The organism is Labrys sp. LIt4 (assembly GCF_017813775.1).
In the GTDB taxonomy this organism is placed as follows: Bacteria; Pseudomonadota; Alphaproteobacteria; order Rhizobiales; family Labraceae; genus Labrys; species Labrys okinawensis_A.
Genome location: NZ_JAGIPY010000022.1, coordinates 39,975 through 62,236 on the forward strand (window position 1 = coordinate 39,975; position 22,262 = coordinate 62,236).

General features: G+C 63.5%; 23 protein-coding genes. 8 read left to right on the plus strand and 15 right to left on the minus strand.

What is annotated here, in order from left to right:
- Positions 1-122: 122 nt before the first annotated feature.
- From J8I29_RS26775 to J8I29_RS26790, 4 genes are all read left to right on the plus strand, one after another.
- Positions 123-902, plus strand: coding sequence for an NAD kinase (locus J8I29_RS26775; RefSeq protein ID WP_348536179.1), 780 nt, complete (start codon positions 123-125; stop codon positions 900-902).
- 5 nt (positions 903-907) lie between these two features.
- Positions 908-1,516 carry a hypothetical protein gene (locus tag J8I29_RS26780; protein ID WP_105862978.1) on the plus strand — a complete coding sequence of 203 codons (609 nt, stop codon included), beginning with the start codon at positions 908-910 and terminating at the stop codon, positions 1,514-1,516.
- A gap of 30 nt (positions 1,517-1,546) precedes the next feature.
- Positions 1,547-2,068, plus strand: a complete 522-nt coding sequence (locus tag J8I29_RS26785) for a CoA-binding protein (protein ID WP_209433997.1) — start codon at positions 1,547-1,549, stop codon at positions 2,066-2,068.
- A 155-nt stretch (positions 2,069-2,223) separates the two neighbouring features.
- Positions 2,224-3,510, plus strand: a complete 1,287-nt coding sequence (locus J8I29_RS26790; RefSeq protein WP_105862976.1) for an O-acetylhomoserine aminocarboxypropyltransferase — start codon at positions 2,224-2,226, stop codon at positions 3,508-3,510.
- On the opposite strand, the gene J8I29_RS26795 is transcribed toward J8I29_RS26790, so the two are convergent.
- Positions 3,489-4,574, minus strand: coding sequence for a COX15/CtaA family protein (locus tag J8I29_RS26795; protein ID WP_348536180.1), 1,086 nt, complete (start codon positions 4,572-4,574; stop codon positions 3,489-3,491). The two genes, J8I29_RS26790 and J8I29_RS26795, sit on opposite strands and share 22 nt — an antisense overlap.
- Positions 4,575-4,903: 329 nt before the next feature.
- On the opposite strand from J8I29_RS26795, the gene J8I29_RS26800 reads away from it, so the two are divergent.
- Positions 4,904-5,143: a DUF2842 domain-containing protein gene (locus J8I29_RS26800; protein WP_105863244.1), complete on the plus strand. Its 240-nt coding sequence runs from the start codon at positions 4,904-4,906 to the stop codon at positions 5,141-5,143.
- Here J8I29_RS26800 and J8I29_RS26805 read toward each other — a convergent pair.
- Positions 5,140-6,015, minus strand: coding sequence for a LysR family transcriptional regulator (locus tag J8I29_RS26805; RefSeq protein ID WP_209433998.1), 876 nt, complete (start codon positions 6,013-6,015; stop codon positions 5,140-5,142). The two genes, J8I29_RS26800 and J8I29_RS26805, sit on opposite strands and share 4 nt — an antisense overlap.
- A gap of 96 nt (positions 6,016-6,111) precedes the next feature.
- Between J8I29_RS26805 and J8I29_RS26810 the strand changes: the two genes are divergently transcribed.
- Complete coding sequence (locus J8I29_RS26810; protein WP_209433999.1) at positions 6,112-7,122, plus strand: NAD(P)-dependent alcohol dehydrogenase; 1,011 nt, start codon at positions 6,112-6,114, stop codon at positions 7,120-7,122.
- Between the two features lie 18 nt (positions 7,123-7,140).
- Here J8I29_RS26810 and J8I29_RS26815 read toward each other — a convergent pair whose 3' ends face one another.
- The 10 genes from J8I29_RS26815 to J8I29_RS26860 form a co-directional block, all read right to left on the minus strand.
- Complete coding sequence (locus tag J8I29_RS26815; RefSeq protein ID WP_209434000.1) at positions 7,141-7,671, minus strand: thioredoxin domain-containing protein; 531 nt, start codon at positions 7,669-7,671, stop codon at positions 7,141-7,143.
- The gene (locus J8I29_RS26820) at positions 7,671-7,940 is read right to left on the minus strand and encodes a DUF1467 family protein (RefSeq protein WP_209434001.1); all 270 of its coding nucleotides are present in this window, start codon (positions 7,938-7,940) and stop codon (positions 7,671-7,673) included. Before J8I29_RS26820 ends, J8I29_RS26815 begins: the two co-directional genes overlap by 1 nt.
- A gap of 34 nt (positions 7,941-7,974) precedes the next feature.
- Positions 7,975-8,340 carry a TfoX/Sxy family protein gene (locus J8I29_RS26825; RefSeq protein ID WP_105862972.1) on the minus strand — a complete coding sequence of 122 codons (366 nt, stop codon included), beginning with the start codon at positions 8,338-8,340 and terminating at the stop codon, positions 7,975-7,977.
- A gap of 12 nt (positions 8,341-8,352) precedes the next feature.
- Positions 8,353-8,730, minus strand: coding sequence for an iron-sulfur cluster assembly accessory protein (locus J8I29_RS26830; protein WP_209434024.1), 378 nt, complete (start codon positions 8,728-8,730; stop codon positions 8,353-8,355).
- 176 nt (positions 8,731-8,906) lie between these two features.
- Entirely contained in the window at positions 8,907-9,290 is a 384-nt protein-coding gene (locus J8I29_RS26835; RefSeq protein WP_105862971.1) for an SUF system Fe-S cluster assembly protein, read from the minus strand.
- A gap of 11 nt (positions 9,291-9,301) precedes the next feature.
- On the minus strand, positions 9,302-10,546 hold the full coding sequence (locus tag J8I29_RS26840; protein ID WP_245443402.1) for a cysteine desulfurase: 1,245 nt from the start codon (positions 10,544-10,546) through the stop codon (positions 9,302-9,304).
- A 115-nt stretch (positions 10,547-10,661) separates the two neighbouring features.
- Positions 10,662-11,984 carry a Fe-S cluster assembly protein SufD gene (gene sufD / locus J8I29_RS26845; protein ID WP_105862969.1) on the minus strand — a complete coding sequence of 441 codons (1,323 nt, stop codon included), beginning with the start codon at positions 11,982-11,984 and terminating at the stop codon, positions 10,662-10,664.
- A gap of 2 nt (positions 11,985-11,986) precedes the next feature.
- Entirely contained in the window at positions 11,987-12,733 is a 747-nt protein-coding gene (gene sufC, locus J8I29_RS26850; RefSeq protein WP_209434002.1) for a Fe-S cluster assembly ATPase SufC, read from the minus strand.
- A gap of 54 nt (positions 12,734-12,787) precedes the next feature.
- Complete coding sequence (gene sufB / locus J8I29_RS26855) at positions 12,788-14,260, minus strand: Fe-S cluster assembly protein SufB (protein ID WP_209434003.1); 1,473 nt, start codon at positions 14,258-14,260, stop codon at positions 12,788-12,790.
- A gap of 54 nt (positions 14,261-14,314) precedes the next feature.
- Positions 14,315-15,490: a cysteine desulfurase family protein gene (locus tag J8I29_RS26860; protein ID WP_209434004.1), complete on the minus strand. Its 1,176-nt coding sequence runs from the start codon at positions 15,488-15,490 to the stop codon at positions 14,315-14,317.
- 390 nt (positions 15,491-15,880) lie between these two features.
- Between J8I29_RS26860 and J8I29_RS26865 the strand changes: the two genes are divergently transcribed.
- Together J8I29_RS26865 and J8I29_RS26870 are read left to right on the plus strand one after the other, a co-directional pair.
- Positions 15,881-16,540, plus strand: coding sequence for an alpha/beta hydrolase (locus J8I29_RS26865; RefSeq protein WP_105862965.1), 660 nt, complete (start codon positions 15,881-15,883; stop codon positions 16,538-16,540).
- A gap of 89 nt (positions 16,541-16,629) precedes the next feature.
- Positions 16,630-17,112 carry a GNAT family N-acetyltransferase gene (locus J8I29_RS26870; RefSeq protein WP_209434005.1) on the plus strand — a complete coding sequence of 161 codons (483 nt, stop codon included), beginning with the start codon at positions 16,630-16,632 and terminating at the stop codon, positions 17,110-17,112.
- Between the two features lie 117 nt (positions 17,113-17,229).
- Here J8I29_RS26870 and ilvD read toward each other — a convergent pair whose 3' ends face one another.
- The 3 genes from ilvD to J8I29_RS26885 all read right to left on the minus strand — a co-directional run bounded on the left by ilvD (position 17,230) and on the right by J8I29_RS26885 (position 22,199).
- The gene (ilvD, locus tag J8I29_RS26875; RefSeq protein ID WP_209434006.1) at positions 17,230-19,071 is read right to left on the minus strand and encodes a dihydroxy-acid dehydratase; all 1,842 of its coding nucleotides are present in this window, start codon (positions 19,069-19,071) and stop codon (positions 17,230-17,232) included.
- 229 nt (positions 19,072-19,300) lie between these two features.
- A complete protein-coding gene (locus J8I29_RS26880; RefSeq protein WP_209434007.1) occupies positions 19,301-20,494 on the minus strand; it encodes a patatin-like phospholipase family protein in 1,194 nt (397 codons plus the stop codon).
- Positions 20,495-20,528: 34 nt separating this feature from the next.
- Positions 20,529-22,199: a ribonuclease J gene (locus J8I29_RS26885; protein ID WP_209434008.1), complete on the minus strand. Its 1,671-nt coding sequence runs from the start codon at positions 22,197-22,199 to the stop codon at positions 20,529-20,531.
- Between the last annotated feature and the right edge of the window lie 63 nt (positions 22,200-22,262).

The window sequence follows — 22,262 nt, forward strand, 5'->3', positions numbered from 1 at the left end:
GCTTTGGGCATTGGCAGTCGCCGATTTTTCGCGATAGGCTGTCATCGGGCATGCGTCGCCTGCCTCATCCATCGACCCGGGCATGCCCTGGTCCAGCGAACATTCCCATTGCGATTCCATTCGTGACCAGCAAACACCATTTCGAGAAGATCGCCTTCGTGGCCACGGCCACCGCTTCGGCGCGCAAGGCGCTCAAATCGCTCACGGCACACTATGGCGACGTCCCGATCGAGGAAGCCGACGTGGTCGTCGCTCTCGGCGGGGACGGTCTCATGCTGCAGACGCTGCACAAGCTGATGGGCCGCAAGCTTCCCATCTATGGCATGAATCGCGGCTCGGTCGGCTTCCTGATGAACGAGTTCCGCGAAAACGACCTGCATGACCGCCTGGCCAAGGCCCGGCGTAGCGTGGTGCACCCGCTCGCGATGTGCGCAGTCGATACACGCGGCCATAAATCGAAGTCCTACGCCATCAACGAGGTTTCGCTGCTGCGCGCCCGTTTCCAGGCGGCCAAGCTCAAGATCTCGATCGACGAGCATGTCCGGCTGGAGAGCCTGATCTGCGATGGCCTGATCGTGGCGACCCCTGCCGGATCGACCGCCTATAACCTGTCGGCGAATGGTCCGATCCTGCCCCTCGAGGCGCCTTTGCTGGCACTCACCCCGATTTCGGCCTTTCGGCCGAGGCGTTGGCGCGGTGCCATCCTGCCGCAGCGCGCCCGTGTCACCGTCGACGTGCTGGAAGCGAGCAAGCGGCCGGTCAATGCGGTCGGCGACAATGTCGAGGTCAAGGATGTACAGCGCGTCGAGATAGCCATGGATTTGTCGCAAGACCTCGTCATGCTGCACGACCCTGGGCACTCGCTCGACGAGCGCATCCTGCGCGAGCAATTCGATTGGTAGCCACCATGCACGCCCACACCGTCAGGCACTTCGCCCGCCGTCTATGTCTTGCTTCCAGCCTGGCTCTATCGGCGTGTTTCCTGTCCGGCTCCGCCGGCGCGAGCGACGACCAGGTCAAGCTGACCGCGCCGATGGTGGAGAAATTCATCGCCGCACGTGGGGAGTTGGCGGTCCTCGCCGCCGATCTCACCAAGAAATATGGCGATCGTTCCGACACGCCCGGCGATGATCCCGTGGCCTCCCTGCCGGCATTCCAGGATATCGCCGAGGCCAAGACGCGCACCGATGCAATCCTGACCAAATATGATTTCAAGGATCTCGACACGCTCGATATCGTCACCAATTCGGTGATGCTGGCCTATCAGGCCGATGTCCCCGACAATAGCGGTGGCAATGCGGCCGAGAACGCTCAGAACGATCCCGAAGCAGAGAAGGCCAAGGCACGGGCCGAGATCGAGGCGGATCAGAGCCTCACTCCCGAGAAGAGAAAGGAAGCGCTGCAGCAGCTCGACGAACAGTTCGCGTCCCTGCAAGCCTTGACACCGCTTCCCGGCAATGCGGAGGTGGTGAAACCCTTCCTCGACAGGCTCAAACCCATAGCCGAAGCCAATTGATGGACCGGACGACGACCGGTGGATTTGTGAATGAACCACGACAGCTATTCTGATGACTATATCGGCGGCATCCTGCGCAAGGTTCACAGCATCGCCATGGTCGGCGCTTCGGCCAATGAAGTCCGGCCGAGTTATTTCGTCCTGAAGTACCTCAAGTTGCGCGGCTATCAGATGTTCCCGATCAATCCGGGCCTTGCGGGCAAGACCATCCTGGATCTGCCGGTTTATGCGAGCCTGGTAGCCCTGCCCGGCCCGGTCGACATGGTCGACATCTTCCGCAATTCCGAGGCGGCCGGCGCTGTCGTTGACGAGATCCTGGCCCTGCCGGTGCTGCCCAAGGTGATCTGGATGCAGTTGACGGTGCGCAACGATGCCGCGGCTGCGAAAGCGGAAGCCGCCGGCATCGAGGTGGTGATGAACCGCTGCCCCAAGATCGAGTATGGCCGGCTTTCCGGCGAAATCGGCTGGGCCGGCGTCAATTCCGGCGCGATTTCCTCCAAGCGGGCGACCCGAGACAATCGTGGATTCCAACGCCTCGGCCTGCGCCGGTAGGCTGCTGATACCATCAGTCTTTGCGAGCGCAGCGAAGCAATCCAGAGGCCTCCTACAAAAACTGGATTGCTTCGCTGCGCTCGCAATGACACCAATTCACCGACGCCGCGCGATCGCGGCCAAGCATTCCACAAGACCATCCAAGGAGGATCATGATGTCGGCTGGGCAACAACCAGGGTTTTCAACGCTTGCCGTTCACGCAGGCGCGCAGCCCGACCCGACCACCGGCGCCCGCGCCACCCCGATCTATCAGACGACATCCTTCGTCTTCGACGATGTCGATCACGCCGCCTCGCTGTTCGGGCTGCAGGCTTTCGGCAATATCTATTCGCGCATCACCAATCCCACCAATGCGGTGCTGGAGGAGCGTGTCGCCGCCCTGGAAGGCGGCACCGCCGCCCTGGCGGTCGCCTCGGGACACGCCGCGCAGATGCTGGTGTTCCACACCTTGCTGCAGCCGGGCGACGAGTTCATCGCCTCCAACAAGCTCTATGGCGGCTCGATCAACCAGTTCAACCATTCCTTCCGCTCGTTCGACTGGAATGTGCGCTGGGCCGATGCCAACGATCCCGCCAGCTTCGCCGCCGCGGTGACCCCCAAGACCAAGGCGATCTTCATCGAATCCATCGCCAATCCCGGCGGCATCATCACGGATATCGCCGCCATCGCCGCCATTGCCAAGAAGGCCGGCGTGCCGCTGATCGTCGACAACACCCTCGCCTCGCCCTATCTCACCCGACCGATCGATTTCGGCGCCGACATCGTGGTCCATTCGGCCACCAAATTCCTGGGCGGGCATGGCAACTCGATCGGTGGTGTGATCGTCGACGGCGGCAAGTTCGACTGGCTTTCCTCAGGGCGCTATCCCTTCCTGTCGGCGCCGCGCCCGGAATATAACGGCATCGTCATCGGCGAGACCTTCGGCAACTTCGCTTTCGCCATCGCCGCGCGCGTGCTCGGTCTGCGCGACCTCGGCCCGGCGCTGTCGCCCTTCAACGCCTTCCTGATCCTGACCGGTATCGAGACACTGCCGCTGCGCATGCAGAAGCATTCGGACAATGCCTTGGCCGTCGCGCAATATTTGGCCGAGCATCCGGGGGTGGCCTGGGTGTCCTATCCCGGTCTCGATGCCGACCGCTACAATGCCCTCGCCCGCAAATATTGCCCCAAGGGCGCCGGGGCCGTGTTCACCTTCGGCCTGAAGGGCGGCAACGAGGCGGGCATCCAGCTGGTGTCGAACGTCAAATTGTTCTCGCATCTCGCCAATGTCGGCGACACCCGCTCGCTGATCATCCACCCGGCCTCCACCACCCACCGGCAATTGTCCGATGAGCAGAAGAAGGCAGCGGGCGCGGGCCCCGACGTGGTGCGCATCTCGGTCGGAATCGAGGACGTCAAGGACATCATCGCCGACCTCGATCAGGCCCTCGCCGCCAGCTGAGGCGCAGAACCTGCGGCCAGCCGCTGCGCGTGCACCGTCGCAGCGGTGAGCAGCAGGACGCCGCCGAGCTGATGCAGGATACCGGCCCAGAGCGGCACGACCAGCACGAGCGTGATGATGCCGATGGCGGCCTGGGCCAGCGCCACGGCCGCGAGCAGCAAGGCCCGGCCACGCGCCGGGCCGTTCCCGCCCCGCATGGCCAGCCAGGCCTGGAGCAAGGCCAGCGCCACGATGAGATAGGCCACCATCCGGTGCTGGAACTGCACTGTCAGCGCATTCTCGAAATGGTTCACCCAGGTGGGGGCCATGATGTAGAGATTGTTCAGCGCCGGGATGAAATGGCCGTCCATCAGCGGCCAGGTGTTGTAGGCCATGCCGGCCCTCAGGCCCGCCACCAGCCCCCCCATGAAGATCTGCACCAGGACGAGCGGCACCAGGAGATAGGCAATCGCCCGCGCAGTTCCCGGCACGGCTCCGCTGAAGCGTTCCTCCTTGAGCGAGGATGCCACCCAGACGATCGCCGTGAGAATGAGACAGGCCAGGGTGAGGTGCATGGCCAGGCGATATTCGGAGACCTCCGTCCGATCGGCCAGGCCCGATTTCACCATCCACCAGCCCAGCAATCCCTGGCTGCCGCCGAGCGCCAGCAGACCGACTAGCTTCACGGTGAGCCTGGCCGTCAGCCAGCCACGCAGCCAGAAGATCAGGAAAGGCACGGCAAAGACGATGCCGATCAGGCGGCCCAGCAGGCGGTGGCTCCACTCCCACCAATAGATGAACTTGAACTCCTCGAGCGACATGCCGAGGTTCAGCTTCACATATTGCGGGATCTGTTTGTATTTCTCGAACTCGGCCGCCCATTCGTCGGCGGAGAGCGGCGGGATGGTGCCCTTGATTGGCTTCCATTCGGTGATCGAGAGCCCGGATTCGGTCAGGCGCGTGGCGCCGCCCACCACCACCATGGCAATCACCAGTACGGCTACGACGACGAGCCAGGCGCGGATAGCCGCAAGATGGCCGCGGCTCATGCCGCTGGTGGCGGGATTGTCTGCAATGGCGGCCACGTGGATTGCCTTTCCTGGTCGGCCGGCTCGCATCGCGTGCTTTGCGACATCTGGAACGCGCTGCGAAACACGAAGCCGGGAGAAAGAAGCGTTTCCGTCGAAACGCTCTTTGTTCTAAAGCGTTTTGCGATTACATGGAATCACCTTGAATCGCAAAGACGCGTCGAAACAAGGAGTTAGAGCAAACAAGCATTCGTTCACGAACGCGCTTTGCTCTAGGGCGCACAGATATAGAAATCGCTTGGCTGGAGCAACGCGCGCTCGCGTCGCACTTCAAAGGCAATACGCCTCGCCGCCGCGTGCCGGCGCTGGCTACGGAGTTCGAGATCATGGCCCAGGACTACAAGGCCCCGTCCCTGCGCAAACTGGTCGGTTCGCTGGCGATGCTGGTGCTGGTCGTGGTCTACGCCCTCCTCGCCATGGCCCTGGCGGAAGGCCGCATCACCGACGCCCCCGCCTGGCTGCAACCCATTCTCTATGCCATTCTGGGCCTTGCCTGGATCTTCCCGGCCATGCTCATCATCAAATGGATGGAAAAGCCCGGGAGCAAGCCGAAGGACAGAAGCTAACGCTCGCCATCACCCAATTGGACGCCGATCGCCTGCGCCAGGATATCGACGACAGGGTCCAGCAAGCGAAGATGCGGCGAGCGTTGCATCTGGACATCGAGAACCAGGCGGAGATCATCGGCATCCTCGAGCGCGGCAATCCCCGGAATGGCGGCTCGTTCCAGGAACCGCCGCGGCAGCAGGCTGAGCCCGAGTCCCTCCCGCACCAGGGCCAGTTGCAGGCCTGAATCCTGAACTTCGGCGACCACCTGCAACGCCTGCCCCCGCCGGACCATTGCCGAAGCCAGGAGCCGGCGGGCATCGCATGGTTCGGGGCTGAGAATCCAGCCGGCCTCGGCGATCGAACCATCCGCTTTCCCGGCAGTTTCGGCGCTCGCAGTGATGATCGACAGATACTCCTTTCCCAGGATGCTCAAACGATGGCTGACAACCTCGGCAGAGAGCAGCACGGCGGCATCGAGATTGCCGCGGGCAAGCTGCTCGGACAGAGGTTGGCTCCAGCCCGTGATCAGGCGCAGCATCACGTTCGGAAATCGTCGGCGCAGATCGCGAATGATCGGCGCGAGGGCGCTGCCGGCAATACCATGGGCGACACCAAGCCTGAGCATGCCTTCGGGTTCGCGCTGCCTTGCCATCTGCGTGAACTCGTCATAGGCGGCCAGCACCTTTCGACACCGGGCAAGCGCCTCGGTAGCCAGCGGCGCCAGGGTTGGCGGCTTTAAGCGACGGTCGAGCAATTCGAAGCCGAGGAGCCGTTCGAGCCGCTGGATCTGCCGGGTGACCGCCGGCTGCGTCAGGGGCAGGCGCTCGGCTACCCGTTGGATCGAACCTTCTTCGGCGAACAGAACGAAAGTCCGCATCTCGCTCAACATTATACATTCCTTGCATATTGATTTTGATAATTATGAATTTGAACATTATGTGCCGCGCCCGCATCCTTGCCAAGCCCAATGGGCAAGGAGACAAGAATGAAAGCCATCGTCATCGAAGGCGAGCCGGGCATCGGCAATCTGCGACTGGTCGAGCGGCCGATGCCGACCCCGCGACGCCAGGAAGTAATCGTGCGCATCAGGGCGACAGCTCTCAACTACCGCGATCTCGAGATCATCCGCGGCAGCTATCACACCCGCTTCCCCCTGCCGCTGATCCCGATCTCGGACGGCGTCGGCGAAGTGGTGGCGATCGGGGAGGAGGTCAGCCGCGTGGCGATCGGCGACAGGGTCTGCAGCACCTTCTGGCAGCGCTGGGTCGGCGGCAGTTTCGATATGGCCGAGCCGAGCTACCAGCGCGGCGGTCCCCTGGACGGGCTGCTGACCGAATATGCCGCCCTCGACGAACAGGCTGTCGTGCCAGCACCCGCCCACCTTACCGACCTCGAAGCAGCCACCCTGCCCTGCGCCGGCGTGACGGCATGGCACAGTCTGGTCACCGAGGGCCGCCTCCATGCGGGCGACACCATCCTCGTGCTCGGTACCGGTGGTGTTTCGATCTTCGCCCTGCAATTTGCCGTCAATGCCGGCGCCCGCGTCATCGTTACATCGAGCAGCGACGAAAAGATCGAGCGCGCCAGGGCGCTCGGGGCGGCGGCCGGAGTGAACTATCGCAGGCACCCGCAATGGGCCGACGCCGTGATCGAGCTCACGCAGGGGCGAGGTGTCGACCATGTCCTGGAGGTCGGTGGTCCCGACAGTTTCGCACGGTCGCTGAAGGCCGTACGCCGCGGCGGCCAGATCAGTGTGATCGGCTATCTCGGCGGCACCGAGGGAACCATCAATCCGCTCGATATCTTCCGGCGCCAGGTGACGGTGCGGGGCATTCCAGTGGGTTCACGCGCCTCCTTCGAGGCGATGGCGCGGGCCATCGACGCCGGCCGGATCCGGCCCGTGATCGATCGCTGCTATCCCTGGATGGATATCGGCGAAGCCTTGCGCCATCTCGCTGGCGGCACGCATTTCGGCAAGATCGTGCTGCAGCATTGAGGTGCCGCGGCAGCGGGTTCAGTTTCGGTTTTCTGCAGCAGCCAGCAGCGCCGCATGCAGCCCGCGGAGGTCGCGGCGGCCATCATGACGAACGCCATTGATGAACAGAGTCGGCGTCGCATTCACGCCGCTGGCGATGCCGCTCTGGAAATCGAGCTCGATCCTGGCGGCGTAGCGCCCGCCCAGGGCAGCCTCGACGGCGTCCTGGCCAAGACCGAGCCGGCGTCCGTAGCTGCGCAGGGCCCTGTCATCAAGCGCATGCTGGTTGTCGTAGAGGATGCGATGCGCCTCCCAGAATCGGCCGACTTCGGCCGCCGCCTCGGCCAGGCCGGCGGCATGCAAGGCAAAGGGATGTGGCTCGACCAAGGGGAAATGGCGGAAGACATAGCGCAGCCTGTCGCCCATCAAACGCTGCACGCCGTCGATCACGCCAACGGTCTCCCCGCAATAGGGGCATTCGAAATCGCCATATTCGACCAGGGTGACCGGGGCGTCGGCAGGCCCCTTCACATGATCCTGCGGGCCGACATCGCGTGAGAGCACAGCCATTATTGCTTCAGGTCCGGTACGATGTCGAAGATCTGGTGCGGCATCCAATGTTTCGACACGACGAGATAGACGCAGATGAAGATCGCCACGGCGATCACCGTCGTGATGCCCGCCTTCTTCAGCAGCATCGGCCTTTGCGGCGCCCCGGCCTCGGTGCCCGGCACCACCTCGCCGCCTTCGAACTGGCTCTTCACGCCAAGCGGCAGCACGGCGAACAAGGTCATCCACCAGATGACGAAGAACAGGGCGATCGAGAGCACGATGGACATGGCAATGGTCCGATATCGACGAAAAGGAGGGCACTCACGCGGGCTGCGGCGCGCTCTTCCTGGAACGTTTTGCTTTAGACGCCCGCTTCGGCGCGCGCAAGGACGCAGCCAAACCCAGACGGCCCCACTTCAGGGCTTCGTCCGGATCGTCGAGTGCAGCGTCCGGCAAGCTCCAATAAGGCAGCTGCACGTCGCGGTTCTTGCCCCGATAGCGAAAGGGTCGCGAACCCGCCTGCTCGAACAAGGGCTGGACCTCGGCATCCACCTTGATCCAGATCTCATCGAAAGCGCCGAGCGCGAAGACCACGCCGTCGGAATAAAGGCCGACCCCACCGAACATGCGGCGGATGGATAGACGCGGCATGCCGGCGAAGAGGTCGCGCAGATGCTCGTGATCCATGCGCCGACGGTCTCAGGCCGTCGCTTCCAGCGCGCCACTCGATGCCGGCGTGATCGCGACCGACTCGCCGCAGCCGCAGGCCGAGGTCTGGTTCGGGTTGTTGAAGACGAACTGCGCCGACAGCTTGTCGGTCTTGTAGTCCATCTCGGTGCCGAGCAGGAACAGCACGGCCTTGGGATCGATCAGGACCTTGACGCCCTTGTCCTCGACCACTTCGTCGAGCGGGTTGGCGGCTTCAGCATATTCCATCGTGTAGGACATGCCGGCACAACCACCATTCTTGACGCCGACGCGCACACCTTCATAGGGCCGCTCAGCAGCGGCCATGATGGCCTTGATCTTCTCGGCCGCGGCATCGGTCAGCGAAACGACCTTGAACTTCGGACGGATCTTGTTCACTGGAACACTCCAACAACACCGGGTTCAAGGCCCGGCGCTCGGTTTACCCGACGAATATAAGCGCGACTCGGCTCGAATGCGAGAGGGTTGGGGGACGGGTCTTCAGACCCGCTTAGCCTCTTTAACACGCATGGCGTTTCAGGCTGGTCTGAAGACCAGCCCACCGATCACCACATGTCCAGCGCGACCCGCGCCTCGTCGGACATGCGCGACTGGTCCCACGGCGGATCGAAGACCATCTTCACCTGGACTTCGGAAACGCCGGGAACGCTTCCGACGGCATTCTCGACCCAGCCGGGCATTTCGCCCGCGACGGGGCAGCCGGGCGCCGTCAGCGTCATGTCGATGCTGACCTTGCGATCATCGCCGATCTCGACACGGTAGATCAGGCCAAGTTCGTAGATGTCGGCCGGGATTTCCGGATCGTACACCGTCTTGAGAGCAGCCACGATTGCGTCGGTCAACCGGTCGATCTCTTCCGGCGGCAAGGCTGTCGCCCCTGCGACAGCCGGTTCATTGGGCCGGGTCTCGGCCAGATTTCCGTCGGCCATCACTGCCTCCGTCATGCGAAAAAGCTCTGCGCCTTGATCAGCGCCTCGACCAGTGCATCTACCTCGTCGAGCGTATTGTAAAGCCCGAAGGATGCGCGGCAGGTCGAAGTTACGCCATATCGCGCCAAAAGCGGCTGAGCGCAATGCGTTCCTGCGCGCACCGCGATACCATAGCGGTCCAGCACGGTCGCCACGTCGTGGGCATGGGCGTTCTTCAACTCGAAGGAGACGATACCGCCCTTGCCCGGCGCCTCGCCGAAAATCCGGATCGAATTCAGCTTGGACAGTCGCTCCTGGGCATAATGGAGAAGCTTCTCCTCGTGAGCCCGGATATTGTCCCGCCCAAGCGCCATCATATAGTCCAGGGCTGCACCCAGGCCGATCGCCTGCACGATCGGGGGCGTGCCGGCCTCGAAGCGATGGGGCGGCGTGGCATAGGTGATGTTGTCCTCGGTCACCTCGCCGATCATCTCGCCACCACCGTTGAAGGGCGGCATCCGCTCCAGCCATTCCTTCTTGCCGTAGAGCACGCCGATGCCGGTCGGGCCATAGACCTTGTGGCCGGTGAAGGCATAGAAATCGACGTCGAGATCCTGCACGTCGACGTCGAGATGCACGGCGCCCTGGCTGCCGTCGGCCAATACCGGAATGCCGCGGGCATGGGCCAGGGCGACGATGTCCTTGAGCGGGGTCACCGTGCCCAGCACGTTCGACATATGGGTGATCGCCACCATCTTGGTGCGCGGCCCCAAGAGTTTTTCGAAAGCCTCGAGATCGAAGGAGCCGTCCTCGCGGATCGGCGCCCATTTCAGCACGGCGCCGGCCCGTTCGCGATGGAAGTGCCAGGGCACGATGTTGGAATGATGCTCCATGATCGAGAGCACGATCTCGTCCCCCTCGCCGATCTCGAGCAGCCGCCCCATGGAGGCGGCGACCAGATTGAGCGATTCCGTGGCCGAGCGCGAGAAGACGATCTGCTCGACCGAGGGGGCGTTGAGGAATTTGCGTACACTCTCGCGTCCAGCCTCATAGGCCTCCGTCGCCGCATTTGCCAGATAGTGCAAGCCCCTGTGAACATTCGCATATTCATGGGTATAGGCGTGCATCATGCGATCGAGAACCGCCTGGGGCTTCTGCGCGGAGGCACCATTGTCGAGATAGACCAGAGGCTTGCCGTGAACCTGCAGCGACAGGGCCGGAAAGTCGGCACGGACCTTGGTCAGGTCATAAGGAAGTGCGGCGACGGGCTTGTTCACGGCAAGAGTTCCTCTTTGGGAGTGGCGCCCTGGCCCCATCGGTCGACGGAGCGAGGCCGCCATGTTTTCCTTCAAGAACATGGCAGAGAATGCCGACCAGAGGTCGACACTCCGGTCAGACCCGCTTGTCGAGCCAGGCCAGCGTGAGCGCATTGAGGCGATCGCGCAGGTCCTCGTTCTCCACCGTCTCGATGGCCTCGCCGACGAAAGCCTGGACGAGGATCGCCTCGGCCTCCTTCTGCGGGATGCCGCGGGCCTTGCAATAGAACAGGAGATCCTCGTCCAGGGCGCCGCAGGTTGCGCCATGGGCGCACACCACGTCGTCGGCAAAGATTTCGAGTTCCGGCTTGGCGTTGGCCTCTGCCGTTTCAGACAGCAGCAGCGACCGGCTCATCATGCGGCCGTCGGTCTTCTGCGCGCCGGGGCGAACCACGATCTTGCCCTGGAACACCGAGCGGGCCTCGTCGTCGATCACCGCGTGGAAAAGCTCGCGGCTCTCACCGCCAAGTGCCGTATGATCCACCACCAAAGTGGTGTCGGCATGGCGCTTGCCGGCCAGCAGCGTGGCGCCCGACAGCACGATCTTGGCATCGTCGCCCCGATAGGTGACGAAGAGCTGGTTGCGTGCAACGGCGGCCCCCGCCTCCAGGGCGAAGCTCTGCAACACGGCTTCCTTGCCGAGCGAGGCCAGCACGGTGGAGATATGCTGCGCTTCCAGCCCCTGAACCTGGAAGCTGATGCGCTGCAGCTCGGCCCCGTCGCCAACCTTGACGGCAAGGGCCGCATTGGTCTGATGGGCGACGCCCTCCGGCCCCTCATAGCTGTCGATCAGCGTCAGCTTGGCGCCGGCGCCCAGCACCACGAGCGAGCGCGTGAAGGTCGCCTGCGGCACGGCACCGGTATGACGGGTCTCGATGGCGACCGGCAGACCGATCTCGACGCCTGCCTCGACGCTCACCACCACGCCGTCGCTCATGAAGGCGGTGTTGAGATCGAGCACCGCGTTGTCAGGCGCTCCGGCACTGAGATCGGCGATGAGCGCATCGTCGGTCGAGGCGAGCGCCTCGGCGAGGGAAGTCACCTTCAGCCCGGCCGGCAGTGCGGCAATGTTCGACAGCGTCGGGGAATAGGCACCGTCGACGACGACCAGGCGAATATGGTCGAGCCCGGCGAGAAAATCCTCCGCCCGGCCGGCCGCAGCAGGCGTGCCCTGCGGGCTGGTCGCGACGGGATTGGCGTCGCGCATCAGGTTACGCAGATCGGTATATTTCCATTCCTCGACCCGGCGATGGGGCAAGCCGCTCTCGCGGAAACGGGCAATGGCCCCGTCGCGCAGGCCACGCACAGCCGCGGCGCCGGGCAGCGCCTCGCGCAGGCCACCGAAGGCCTCGTCCAATGCCGTCTCGGCCGAAGTTTTCACAGCAACGATATTGGCCATGGTTACGCAGCTTCCTCGTAGTCGCGATAGCCGTTGGCTTCGAGCTCGAGCGCCAGTTCCTTGCCGCCCGACTTCACGATGCGGCCCTTGGAGAGGACATGCACGCTATCGGGGACGATGTGGTTGAGCAGGCGCTGATAGTGGGTGATGACGATGAAGGAGCGCTTGGGCGAGCGCAGCGCATTGACGCCGTCGGCCACGATGCGCAGCGCGTCGATGTCGAGGCCGGAATCGGTCTCGTCGAGCACCGCGAGGCTCGGCTGCAGCAGCGCCATCTGCAGGATCTCCATGCGCTTCTTTTCGCCGCCGGAGAAGCCGACATTGAAGGCGCGGCGGAGCATTTCCTTCGAGATCTTAAGCTCATCGGCCGCACTGTTCACGCGCTTGATGAAGTCCGGCGTCGAGAGTTCGGCCTCGCTGCGCGCCTTGCGCTGGGCGTTCAAGGCGGCCTTCAGGAAGGTCATGGTTGCAACGCCCGGAATTTCGAGCGGGTACTGGAAGGCCAGGAAGACGCCGCGCGCGGCGCGCTCCTCGACCGGGATCTCGAGGATGTTCTCGCCGTCGAGCAGGATCTCGCCCTCGGTAACCTCATAGTCTTCCTTGCCGGCCAGGATATAGGACAGCGTCGACTTGCCGGAGCCGTTCGGGCCCATGATCGCCGCGACTTCGCCATCCTTCACCGTGAGGCTCAGCCCCTGGATGATCGGCTTGCCGTCGATTTCGGCATGGAGGTTCTTGATTTCGAGCATCGTAGAGTTCCTAGAAATAGTGACGCCGCAGCGTGAAAGATGGGATGCGCCGGCTCAGCCGACACTGCCTTCGAGGCTGATGGAAATGAGCTTCTGCGCTTCGACCGCGAATTCCATCGGCAGGTGCTGAAGCACGTCCTTGACGAAACCGTTGACGATCAGCGCCGTGGCCTCCTCGGCCGACAGGCCGCGCTGGAGGCAGTAGAACAGCTGGTCGTCGGAGATCTTCGAGGTGGTGGCCTCATGCTCGAACACGGCGGTCGAGTTCTTCGACTCGATATAGGGCACGGTGTGCGCCCCGCAGTGCTCGCCGATCAGCAGCGAATCGCAATTGGTGAAGTTGCGGGCGCCCGTTGCCTTGCGATGGGCCGAGACGAGGCCGCGATAGGTGTTGTTGGAGTGGCCGGCCGAAATGCCCTTGGAGATGATCCGGCTCTTGGTGTTCTTGCCCAGATGGATCATCTTGGTGCCGCTATCGACCTGCTGGCGGCCATTCGACACGGCGATCGAATAGAACTCGCCCTGGGAGCCCTCGCCGCGCAGGATGCAGGATGGATACTTCCAGGTGATGGCGGAGCCGGTCTCGACCTGCGTCCAGGAGATCTTAGAGCGCGCGCCGCGGCAATCGCCGCGCTTGGTTACGAAATTGTAGATGCCGCCCTTGCCCTCGGAGTCGCCCGGATACCAGTTCTGCACCGTGGAATATTTGATCTCCGCGTCATCGAGCGCGATCAGCTCGACCACGGCGGCGTGCAACTGGTTTTCGTCCCGGCGCGGTGCCGTGCAGCCTTCGAGATAGGAGACATAGGCGCCCTTGTCGGCAATGATCAAAGTGCGCTCGAACTGGCCGGTCTTTTCCTCGTTGATGCGGAAATAAGTCGACAACTCCATCGGGCAGCGCACGCCCGGCGGCACATAGACGAAGGAACCGTCCGAGAACACGGCCGAGTTCAGCGTCGCGTAGAAATTGTCGGTGGTCGGCACGACAGTGCCGAGATATTTCTTCACCAGGTCCGGATGCTCGCGCAGCGCCTCGGAGATCGAGCAGAAGATCACACCGGCCTTCTTCAATTCCTCCTTGAAGGTGGTGACGACGGACACCGAGTCGAACACCGCATCGACGGCAATGCGGTTGGCCGGCGCCACGCCTTCGAGGATCTCGACCTCGCGCAGGGGAATGCCGAGCTTCTCATAGGTCTTGAGGATGGCCGGATCGATCTCGTCGAGCGATTTCGGCGCGGCGTTCTGCTTGGGCGCCGCATAGTAGTAGAGATCCTGGAAATCGATCGGCGGATATTCGACACGGGCCCAGGTCGGCTCCTGCATGGTGATCCAGCGCCGGTAAGCGTCAAGGCGCCATTCGGTCATCCAGTCAGGCTCGCCCTTCTTGGCCGAGATGTAACGTACGATCTCTTCGGACAGGCCTTTGGGCGCAAGCTCCATCTCGATGTCCGTGACGAAGCCATATTTATACTGGTCGACGTCGATCGCCCGGACCTGTTCGACGGTTTCCTGGACTGCAGGCATGTTGGTCTCCTGGCGCTGCTCGAAAGCAGCAAATTTTACAGATCGGACAGGGATTTAAGCCGCCCGATGCCTTCTGTCATGTAAGTTCTTGCGCAGCCTTTTCCAGGCCGCGGCGAAAAACTCGATCTCTTGGACTGTGGTTTCCCGTCCCAGCGACACGCGCAAGGCGCAACCGGCCAGCGCCGGCGCCACGCCCATCGCCGTCAGCACATGGCTGACCTTCACCTTGCCCGACGAGCAGGCAGATCCCGAGGAGACGGAAATACCCTCAAGATCCAGCGCGATCAATGTCGTTTCCGCCGCCATCCCCGGCTCGGCGAAGTTGAGCGTGTTGGGCAGGCGCCGCGCCCCTCCGCCGAACACGACCAAATCGGGCGAGATTTCGCGCAGGGCCTGCTCCAGGCGGGAACGCAGCACAAGGCTGGCCTCGCCATAATGGGCGAGATCGCGCGCCGCAGCGCGCGCCGCAGCGCCGAATCCGGCCAGCGCCGGCACGTTCTCGGTCCCGGCCCGCAATCCCTTCTCCTGGCCGCCGCCGCGGATGAGGGCATTGGGCTGGTGCAAACCATCACTGCCCAGCACCAGAGCACCGGCGCCGAGGGGGCCACCGAGCTTATGGCTCGAAATCGTTAGAAGATCGGCCCCGATCTCATTGATTGAAAATGAAATCTTTCCCGCCGCCTGCGCGGCGTCGCAATGAAACAGACCGCCAGCTTCACGCACGCGAGCGGCAATCTCGGCCACCGGTTGCACCACGCCGGTCTCGTTATTGGCCAGCATCACCGAAACGAGACCCGTCTCTCCGCGTTCGCGCCAGGCGTCAAGCCGGGCCTCGAGCGCGCGGAGGTCGAGTACTCCATTCCCGTCAACCGGAAGCAGGTCGAGTTCCGTGTTCTGCGGATGCACGCCACTCAACACGCTGGCATGCTCCACGCTGGACACAGCCATGCGCCGAAGGGGAGGCTTGCCGGGGCGTTGCCAGTCGAGATTGAGGGCCAGATTGTTGGCTTCCGTCGCGGAGGCGCAAAAAACCACATTCTTGGGCAACGCACCGACCAGATCGGCGACGTCATGACGCGCCGCCTCCACCACCTTGCGTACCGCGCGGCCATCCGCATGGACGGAAGACGGCGCACCGCAAAGATCCAGCGCGGACAGCATGGCGGCGCGAGCCTCCTGCCGCAACGGCGTGGTTGCATTGTGGTCCAGATAGGTGCGCGACCTGGTCAAACCTCAAAAATCCGTTGTTTTGCCGCTCTGCCAATGCGGAAAAGCTTGCAAAACGCCCTGCTCTTCGTGTTAAGAAGCGCTACCCGAACGCGGGCTGGGTGCAATGCGTCCTCATCGGCGCATGGATCAGAGCGCATCGCATCAAAGCGATGAGCTACTTTAGAGCGATTCTAAGCCATTAGAATTATTCTAAAGTCATACTCCTGCCTCCCTCAGCCGTCAAGGCCAGTCATCGGAGCCGGAGCGCGAATCCCAGGCGGGACTTCGTGGTCCGTCCCAGGGAGGGCCCGGATATCTGCGAGGTTTCGAAGTTCTCGCGAAACTCGACTGATGAGAACCGTTCGGATCAACCGAGCTCTGCTCTGGCACACGAAAAAGGCAACTCAATATATGCCCGAAGTTACGTTCACCGGCCCGGCAGGCCGCATCGAAGGCCGCTTCCAGCCGTCCAAGCAGCGTGGAGCCCCCATTGCGATCGTCCTGCATCCGCATCCGCAATTTGGCGGGACGATGAACAACAAGATCGTCTACGATCTGTTCTATGCCTTCGTGCAGCGCGGTTTTTCGGCCCTGCGCTTCAACTTCCGCGGCGTTGGGCGCAGCCAGGGCTCCTTCGACCATGGCGCCGGTGAACTTTCCGATGCCGCCTCCGCGCTCGACTGGGTGCAGGCGGTGACGCCCGACGCCAAGTCCTGCTGGATCGCCGGTGTCTCGTTCGGGGCCTGGATCGGCATGCAGCTCCTGATGCGCCGCCCGGAAATCGAAGGTTTCATCTCGGTAGCCCCGCCCGCCAACCGCTTCGACTTCTCCTTCCTCGCCCCCTGCCCGTCCTCCGGCCTGATCGTGCATGGCGATGCCGATCGCGTGGCGCCGCTCAAGGATGTCGAAACGCTGGTTTCCAAGCTCAAGACCCAGAAGGGCATCGTCATCGAGCAGTCGGTCATCGCCGGTGCCAACCATTTCTTCGACAACAAGACGGACGAATTGATCGCGTCCTGTTCATCCTATCTCGACAAGCGCCTCGGCCTGAACGATATCGACGCGGCCTAAGGGCTGACGAGATCCTGATTTGAGGCCACACAGCCAGCCCGCCTTCCACGGCGGGCTTTTTGTTGGGCGAGCTTTTGTTGGAGCACGACATGTCCCTGACCATCCGCCGGGCGCAACCGGCAGACACCAAGACCATCCTGGCCTTGATCCGCAGCCTGGCACTCTACGAGAAGCTCGAGCACGAGGCTGTCGCCACCGAAGGCGACATCAGCGCCAGCCTGTTCGCCGCCAATCCACGCGTCTTCTGCGAGATCGCCGAATGGCAAGGGGAGACGGCCGGCTTTGCCCTGTGGTTCTATAGCTACTCGACCTTCCTCGGCCGCCACGGCATCTATCTGGAAGACCTGTTCGTCCGTGACGCCTATCGCGGCCACGGCATCGGCCAAGCCCTGCTCAGCCATCTCGCCCAGCGCTGCGTCTCCGAGAATCTGGGGCGCCTCGAATGGTCCGTGCTCGACTGGAACGAGCCGGCCATCGGTTTCTATGAAAGACAGGGGGCCGTGCTGCGCAAGGAATGGATCGGCTGCCGGCTGGCGGGCGAGGCGCTGGAGAGACTGGCGAAGGGAAGCTGAGGACTTCCTGGGACCGCCGGCTTCTAGAGCAAAGCGCGTTCAAGCGTGAATGCTTATTGCTCTAGAAGCCGGCGGTCCCAGGAAGAAAGTGCCGGTCAGGAAACCGGCACATCAGATTCAGTCGAAATCCGGCACCTGGCGCACGGCACCCTTGGCGGCGCTGGTGGCCATGGCGGCATAGGCCCGCAGCGCCGTGGTGACCTTGCGCTTGCGCGGCGCGGCCGGGCGCCAGGGTGCGGCGCCCTTGGCGGCACGGCGGCGCTCAAGCTCGGCTTCCGGCACGGCCAGCACGATGGAACGGTTGGGAATGTCGATCTCGATGCGATCGCCCGGCTCGACCAGGCCGATGATGCCACCCTCTTCGGCTTCCGGTGAGGCATGGCCGATCGACAGGCCCGACGTGCCGCCGGAGAAGCGGCCATCGGTGATCAGGGCGCAGGCCTTGCCAAGGCCCTTCGACTTCAGATAGCTGGTCGGATACAGCATTTCCTGCATGCCCGGCCCGCCGCGCGGTCCTTCGTAGCGGATGACGACCACATCGCCGGCCTTGACCTTGCCGTTGAGAATGCCGTCCACGGCCGCGTCCTGGCTCTCGAACACCACGGCCGGGCCAGCGAATTTCAGGATCGATTCATCGACGCCGGCCGTCTTCACGATGCAGCCGTCGAGCGCCAGATTGCCCTTGAGCACGGCGAGGCCGCCATCTTTGGAATAGGCATGCTCGGCCGAGCGGATCACGCCTTTCTCGCGGTCGACATCGACATCGTCCCAGCGCCGGTCCTGGCTGAAGGCGACCTGGGTCGGAACCCCGCCCGGCGCGGCCTTGAAGAATTCGCGCACGCTCTCGCTCTTGGTGCGCATGACGTCCCAACGTTCCAGGGCTTCCGCCATGCTGGCCGAATGGACCGTCGGCAGGTCGCGGTTGATCAGGCCGGCGCGGTCGAGCTCGCCGAGAATGCCCATGATGCCGCCGGCGCGATGAACGTCCTCCATATGCACATGACTGACGGCCGGAGCGACCTTGCACAGCACCGGCACGCGGCGCGACAGCCGGTCGATATCGTCCATGGTGAAGGGGATCTCGCCTTCATGGGCGGCCGCCAGGATGTGCAGCACCGTGTTGGTCGAGCCGCCCATGGCAATGTCGAGCGTCATGGCATTCTCGAAAGCGCCGAAATTGGCGATCTTGCGCGGCAGCACGCCCTCGTCGTTCTGCTCGTAATAGCGCCGCGCCAGGTCGACGATGAGATGGCCGGCCTCGACGAAAAGGCGCTTGCGATCGGCGTGGGTGGCGAGTGTGGAGCCATTGCCGGGCAGCGAGAGGCCGAGGGCCTCGGTGAGGCAGTTCATCGAATTGGCGGTGAACATGCCCGAACAGGAGCCGCAGGTCGGGCAGGCCGAGCGCTCGATCACCTTGACGTCCTCGTCGGAGACCTTGTCGTCGGCGGCGGCGACCATGGCGTCGACGAGATCGAGCGCCTTCTTCTGCCCGCCGAGGATGACCTTGCCGGCTTCCATCGGCCCGCCCGATACGAAGACGGTGGGAATGTTGAGGCGCAGCGAAGCCATCAGCATGCCGGGCGTGATCTTGTCGCAATTGGAAATGCAGACCATGGCATCGGCGCAATGGGCATTGACCATGTATTCCACGCTGTCGGCGATCAACTCGCGCGAAGGCAGGCTGTAGAGCATGCCGTCATGGCCCATGGCGATACCGTCATCGACGGCGATGGTGTTGAATTCCTTGGCGACGCCGCCGGCCTGCTCGATCTCGCGGGCCACCAGCTGCCCGAGATCCTTGAGATGGACATGGCCGGGCACGAACTGCGTGAACGAGTTGACGACCGCGATGATCGGTTTGCCGAAATCCCCATCCTTCATGCCGGTGGCGCGCCACAGGCCACGGGCACCGGCCATGTTGCGGCCATGGGTGGTGGTACGGGAACGATAGGCAGGCATCGGCGTCTCTGTGCGTTCGTTATCAGGCGGGAAAGCGATCGTATATGAGCCGCCAGGGCGGCAATGGCAAGCCGCAAATCTTGGACAAATCTTGGGGCTGCCGGCACATTGCCTCATGGCCCGACTTGAGAGCGCAGACCTGGTACGTCAATCTCCAGATTGACCATTTTGGAAACGCTGCGCTGGGCGATGAAGATGGTCGATCTGAAGATCGACCCACCAGAGTCCTCTATCCCTGCCCAAAATCATAACTGGCGAACGCTTCGGCATTGCGCGGCTTGTGGAAGATCTCCGGATGGCCGAGGGCATGGCGGGCATCCTCGTAACCCGAAGCCCAATGCTCCTCCATCATCAGGCGGGAGAAATCATAGTCCTTGCTGGCCCCTTCATATTTGCGGGCCCGATAGATCAACTGCACCACATTGCAGCTCTTCCGGTCGATCGCCTTGCTGAGCAGGCCGACATCCTCCTCCAAGCCGAAATCCGCCGGCAGCTTGGCCAGGATACGCTTGAGAGCCCCGCGCAAGCGCTGATCGTCGCGGGCCCGGGTCGTGGCGGCACGGGTGCGGCTGGAATACTGGATTTCCTTCTGCCGGACCTCGACCTCGGCCATGTCCTTGGGAATGTCGCCGCGGGCATTCCACAGATCGACCTGGAAGGCGAGCGTATCGAGATCCTGCTGCTCCAGGATCCACTGCAGCGGCGTGTTCGAGACCAGGCCGCCATCCCAGTAGAACTGCCCGTCGATCTCGATCGGCGGAAAGCCCGGCGGCAAGGCGCCGCTTGCCACGATATGGTCCGGCGTGATGCGCGCCGTGCCGTTGCCATTGTCGAAATAGGCGAAGTTGCCAGTGGCGATGTTGACGGCCCCGACGGCGAAGCGGGTCTCGCCGCTGTTGAGCCGATCGAAATCGACCAGTTGCAGCAGAGTCTGCCTCAGGGGAGCGGTATCATAGAAGCTGGTGGCGCCGATCGAGCCGGCCGGCATGAAATAAGGCGGCGGAAAGCGGGGCTCGAAGAATTTCGGCGCGCCCTTCAGCAGAACCTGGCCGGCCTGGAGCTGGTTCACCAGCTTGTGCTGGCGATCCCCCTCCTGGGCAAACAGGCGAACCCACTCCAGGGCCGGTTCGAAGGGCGGGTCCGTCACCATCTCCCAGAAGCGCCGGAGCTTGGCAACGCGCTCGCCGGGTGCGTTGCCGGCGATCAGGGCAGCGTTGATGGCGCCGATCGAAATGCCGGCGATCCAGTTGGGCTGAACGCCCCGCTCCTCAAGCGCCTGATAGGCGCCGGCCTGATAGGCGCCGAGCGCGCCCCCGCCCTGTAAGAGCAGGGCGATGCGCTGAAAGCCGTTGCGCCCCTCCTCGGCATCGTCGGGCTTGCGACTATGACGGGTGCCGGCACTGGTTCGATCTGCAGCTGTCACGGCGAGCTTCCATGCGGCGGTTCCTGGCCGGCTATCAGACCACCAGCACGATCACATGACAAACCGGCTTCTTGCCCCATACCGCGTTCACGGCCGAGCGCACGGCGCGCTCCACGGCCAGTTCCACGGCGTCCGGATCGCGCCGCTTAGGCTTGGGCAGGCTGTCGATCACCAGCAGGGCGGCATCGGCGATGACGTCATCCATCAGGCGGCCATCGCCGACACGCAGCGGCAGGCCGGAGAACTTCACATCCGGCTCGTTGACGATCTCGCCTTTCTCCGACAGAGCGAGCGCGACCGAAACCGCGCCGGACCAGGATAGGCGTCGGCGCTGGGGGATGGTCTCCTCGGAAGCACTGATGAGCACGTCGCCATCCAGGCAGATACGACCGGTCGGCGCCTCGTCCACCACCCTGGTGTCGCCTTCGCGCAGCGCGATGATCTGGCCGTCGCCGGCCGCGACCACTTCCGGCACGCCGAGCGAACGAGCGAGTTCGGCATGTTCGGCCAAGTGCCAGGCCTCGCCATGCACGGGAATGGCGATCTTCGGGCGCGTCCAGTGATACATATCGGTGAGTTCGCCGCGCCGCGGATGGCCGGAGACATGCACGAGCTGGTTGCGGTCGGTGACGATCTCCGCGCCCTGCTTGACGAGCCCGTTGATGATGTTGCCGACAGCCTTCTCATTGCCCGGGATGGTGCGCGAGGAGAAGATCACGGTGTCGCCCTTGGCAAGGGTCACCTCGGGGTGCTCGCCGCGGGCGATGCGCGCCAACGCGGCGCGCGGCTCGCCCTGGCTGCCGGTGAGCACACACACGACCTTCTCGCGCGGCAGGAAGCCGTAGCTTTCCGGGCTGAGGAAATCGGGAATGCCATCGAGCAGGCCGCATTCGCGCGCGACCTGGCAGACCCGCTCCATGGCCCGCCCGACGATCACCACGCTGCGATCATTGGCCATGGCCGCCTCGGCGATCGAGCGGATGCGCCCGACATTGGAGGCAAAGGTGGTCACCGCCACCCTGCCCTTCTTGGCGGCGATGATCTCGCCCAGGCTCTTGGCGACGTCCCGCTCGGAGGGCGAACGCCCCTCGCGAATGGCATTGGTGGAATCGCAGACCAGCGCCAGCACGCCTTCATCGCCCAGCGCCTTGAGACGTGCGGCATCGGTCATAGGTGGGATCACAGGCGTCTCGTCGATCTTCCAGTCGCCGGTATGGATGACCATGCCGGCGGGGGTGCGGATCGCCAGCGCGTTGGATTCCGGAATGGAATGGGCGACGTTGATCAGCTCCACGTCGAACGGCCCGAGATTGAGGCGCGCCTGGGACGGAATGATGCGCAGATCGAGCTTGGGCGCATCGGGCTCGTGCAGCCGCTTGGCTTCCAGCAGCGCTGCCGTGAACTTGGTGGCGTAGACCGGCACCTGCAGCTTGGGCCACAGATGGATCAAGGCGCCGAAATGGTCCTCGTGCGCGTGGGTGATCACGATACCGACGAGATTCTTGCGCTGGGCCTCGATGAAGCGGGTGTCGGGCATTACGAGGTCGACGCCGGGCAGGTTGTCATCGGCAAAGGACACGCCGCAATCGACCATCAGCCATTGGCGCTTGTTTGCCGGGCCATAGCCATAGAGGGCCATGTTCATGCCGATCTCGCCGATGCCGCCCAAGGCGCAGAAAACGAGATCGGTGGTATCGCGTGCCATGTCTGGTTCCTTACGGGCGCGGTGGCCCTATTATTCATATCGGACTGCAGCGAAGGCAGCCAA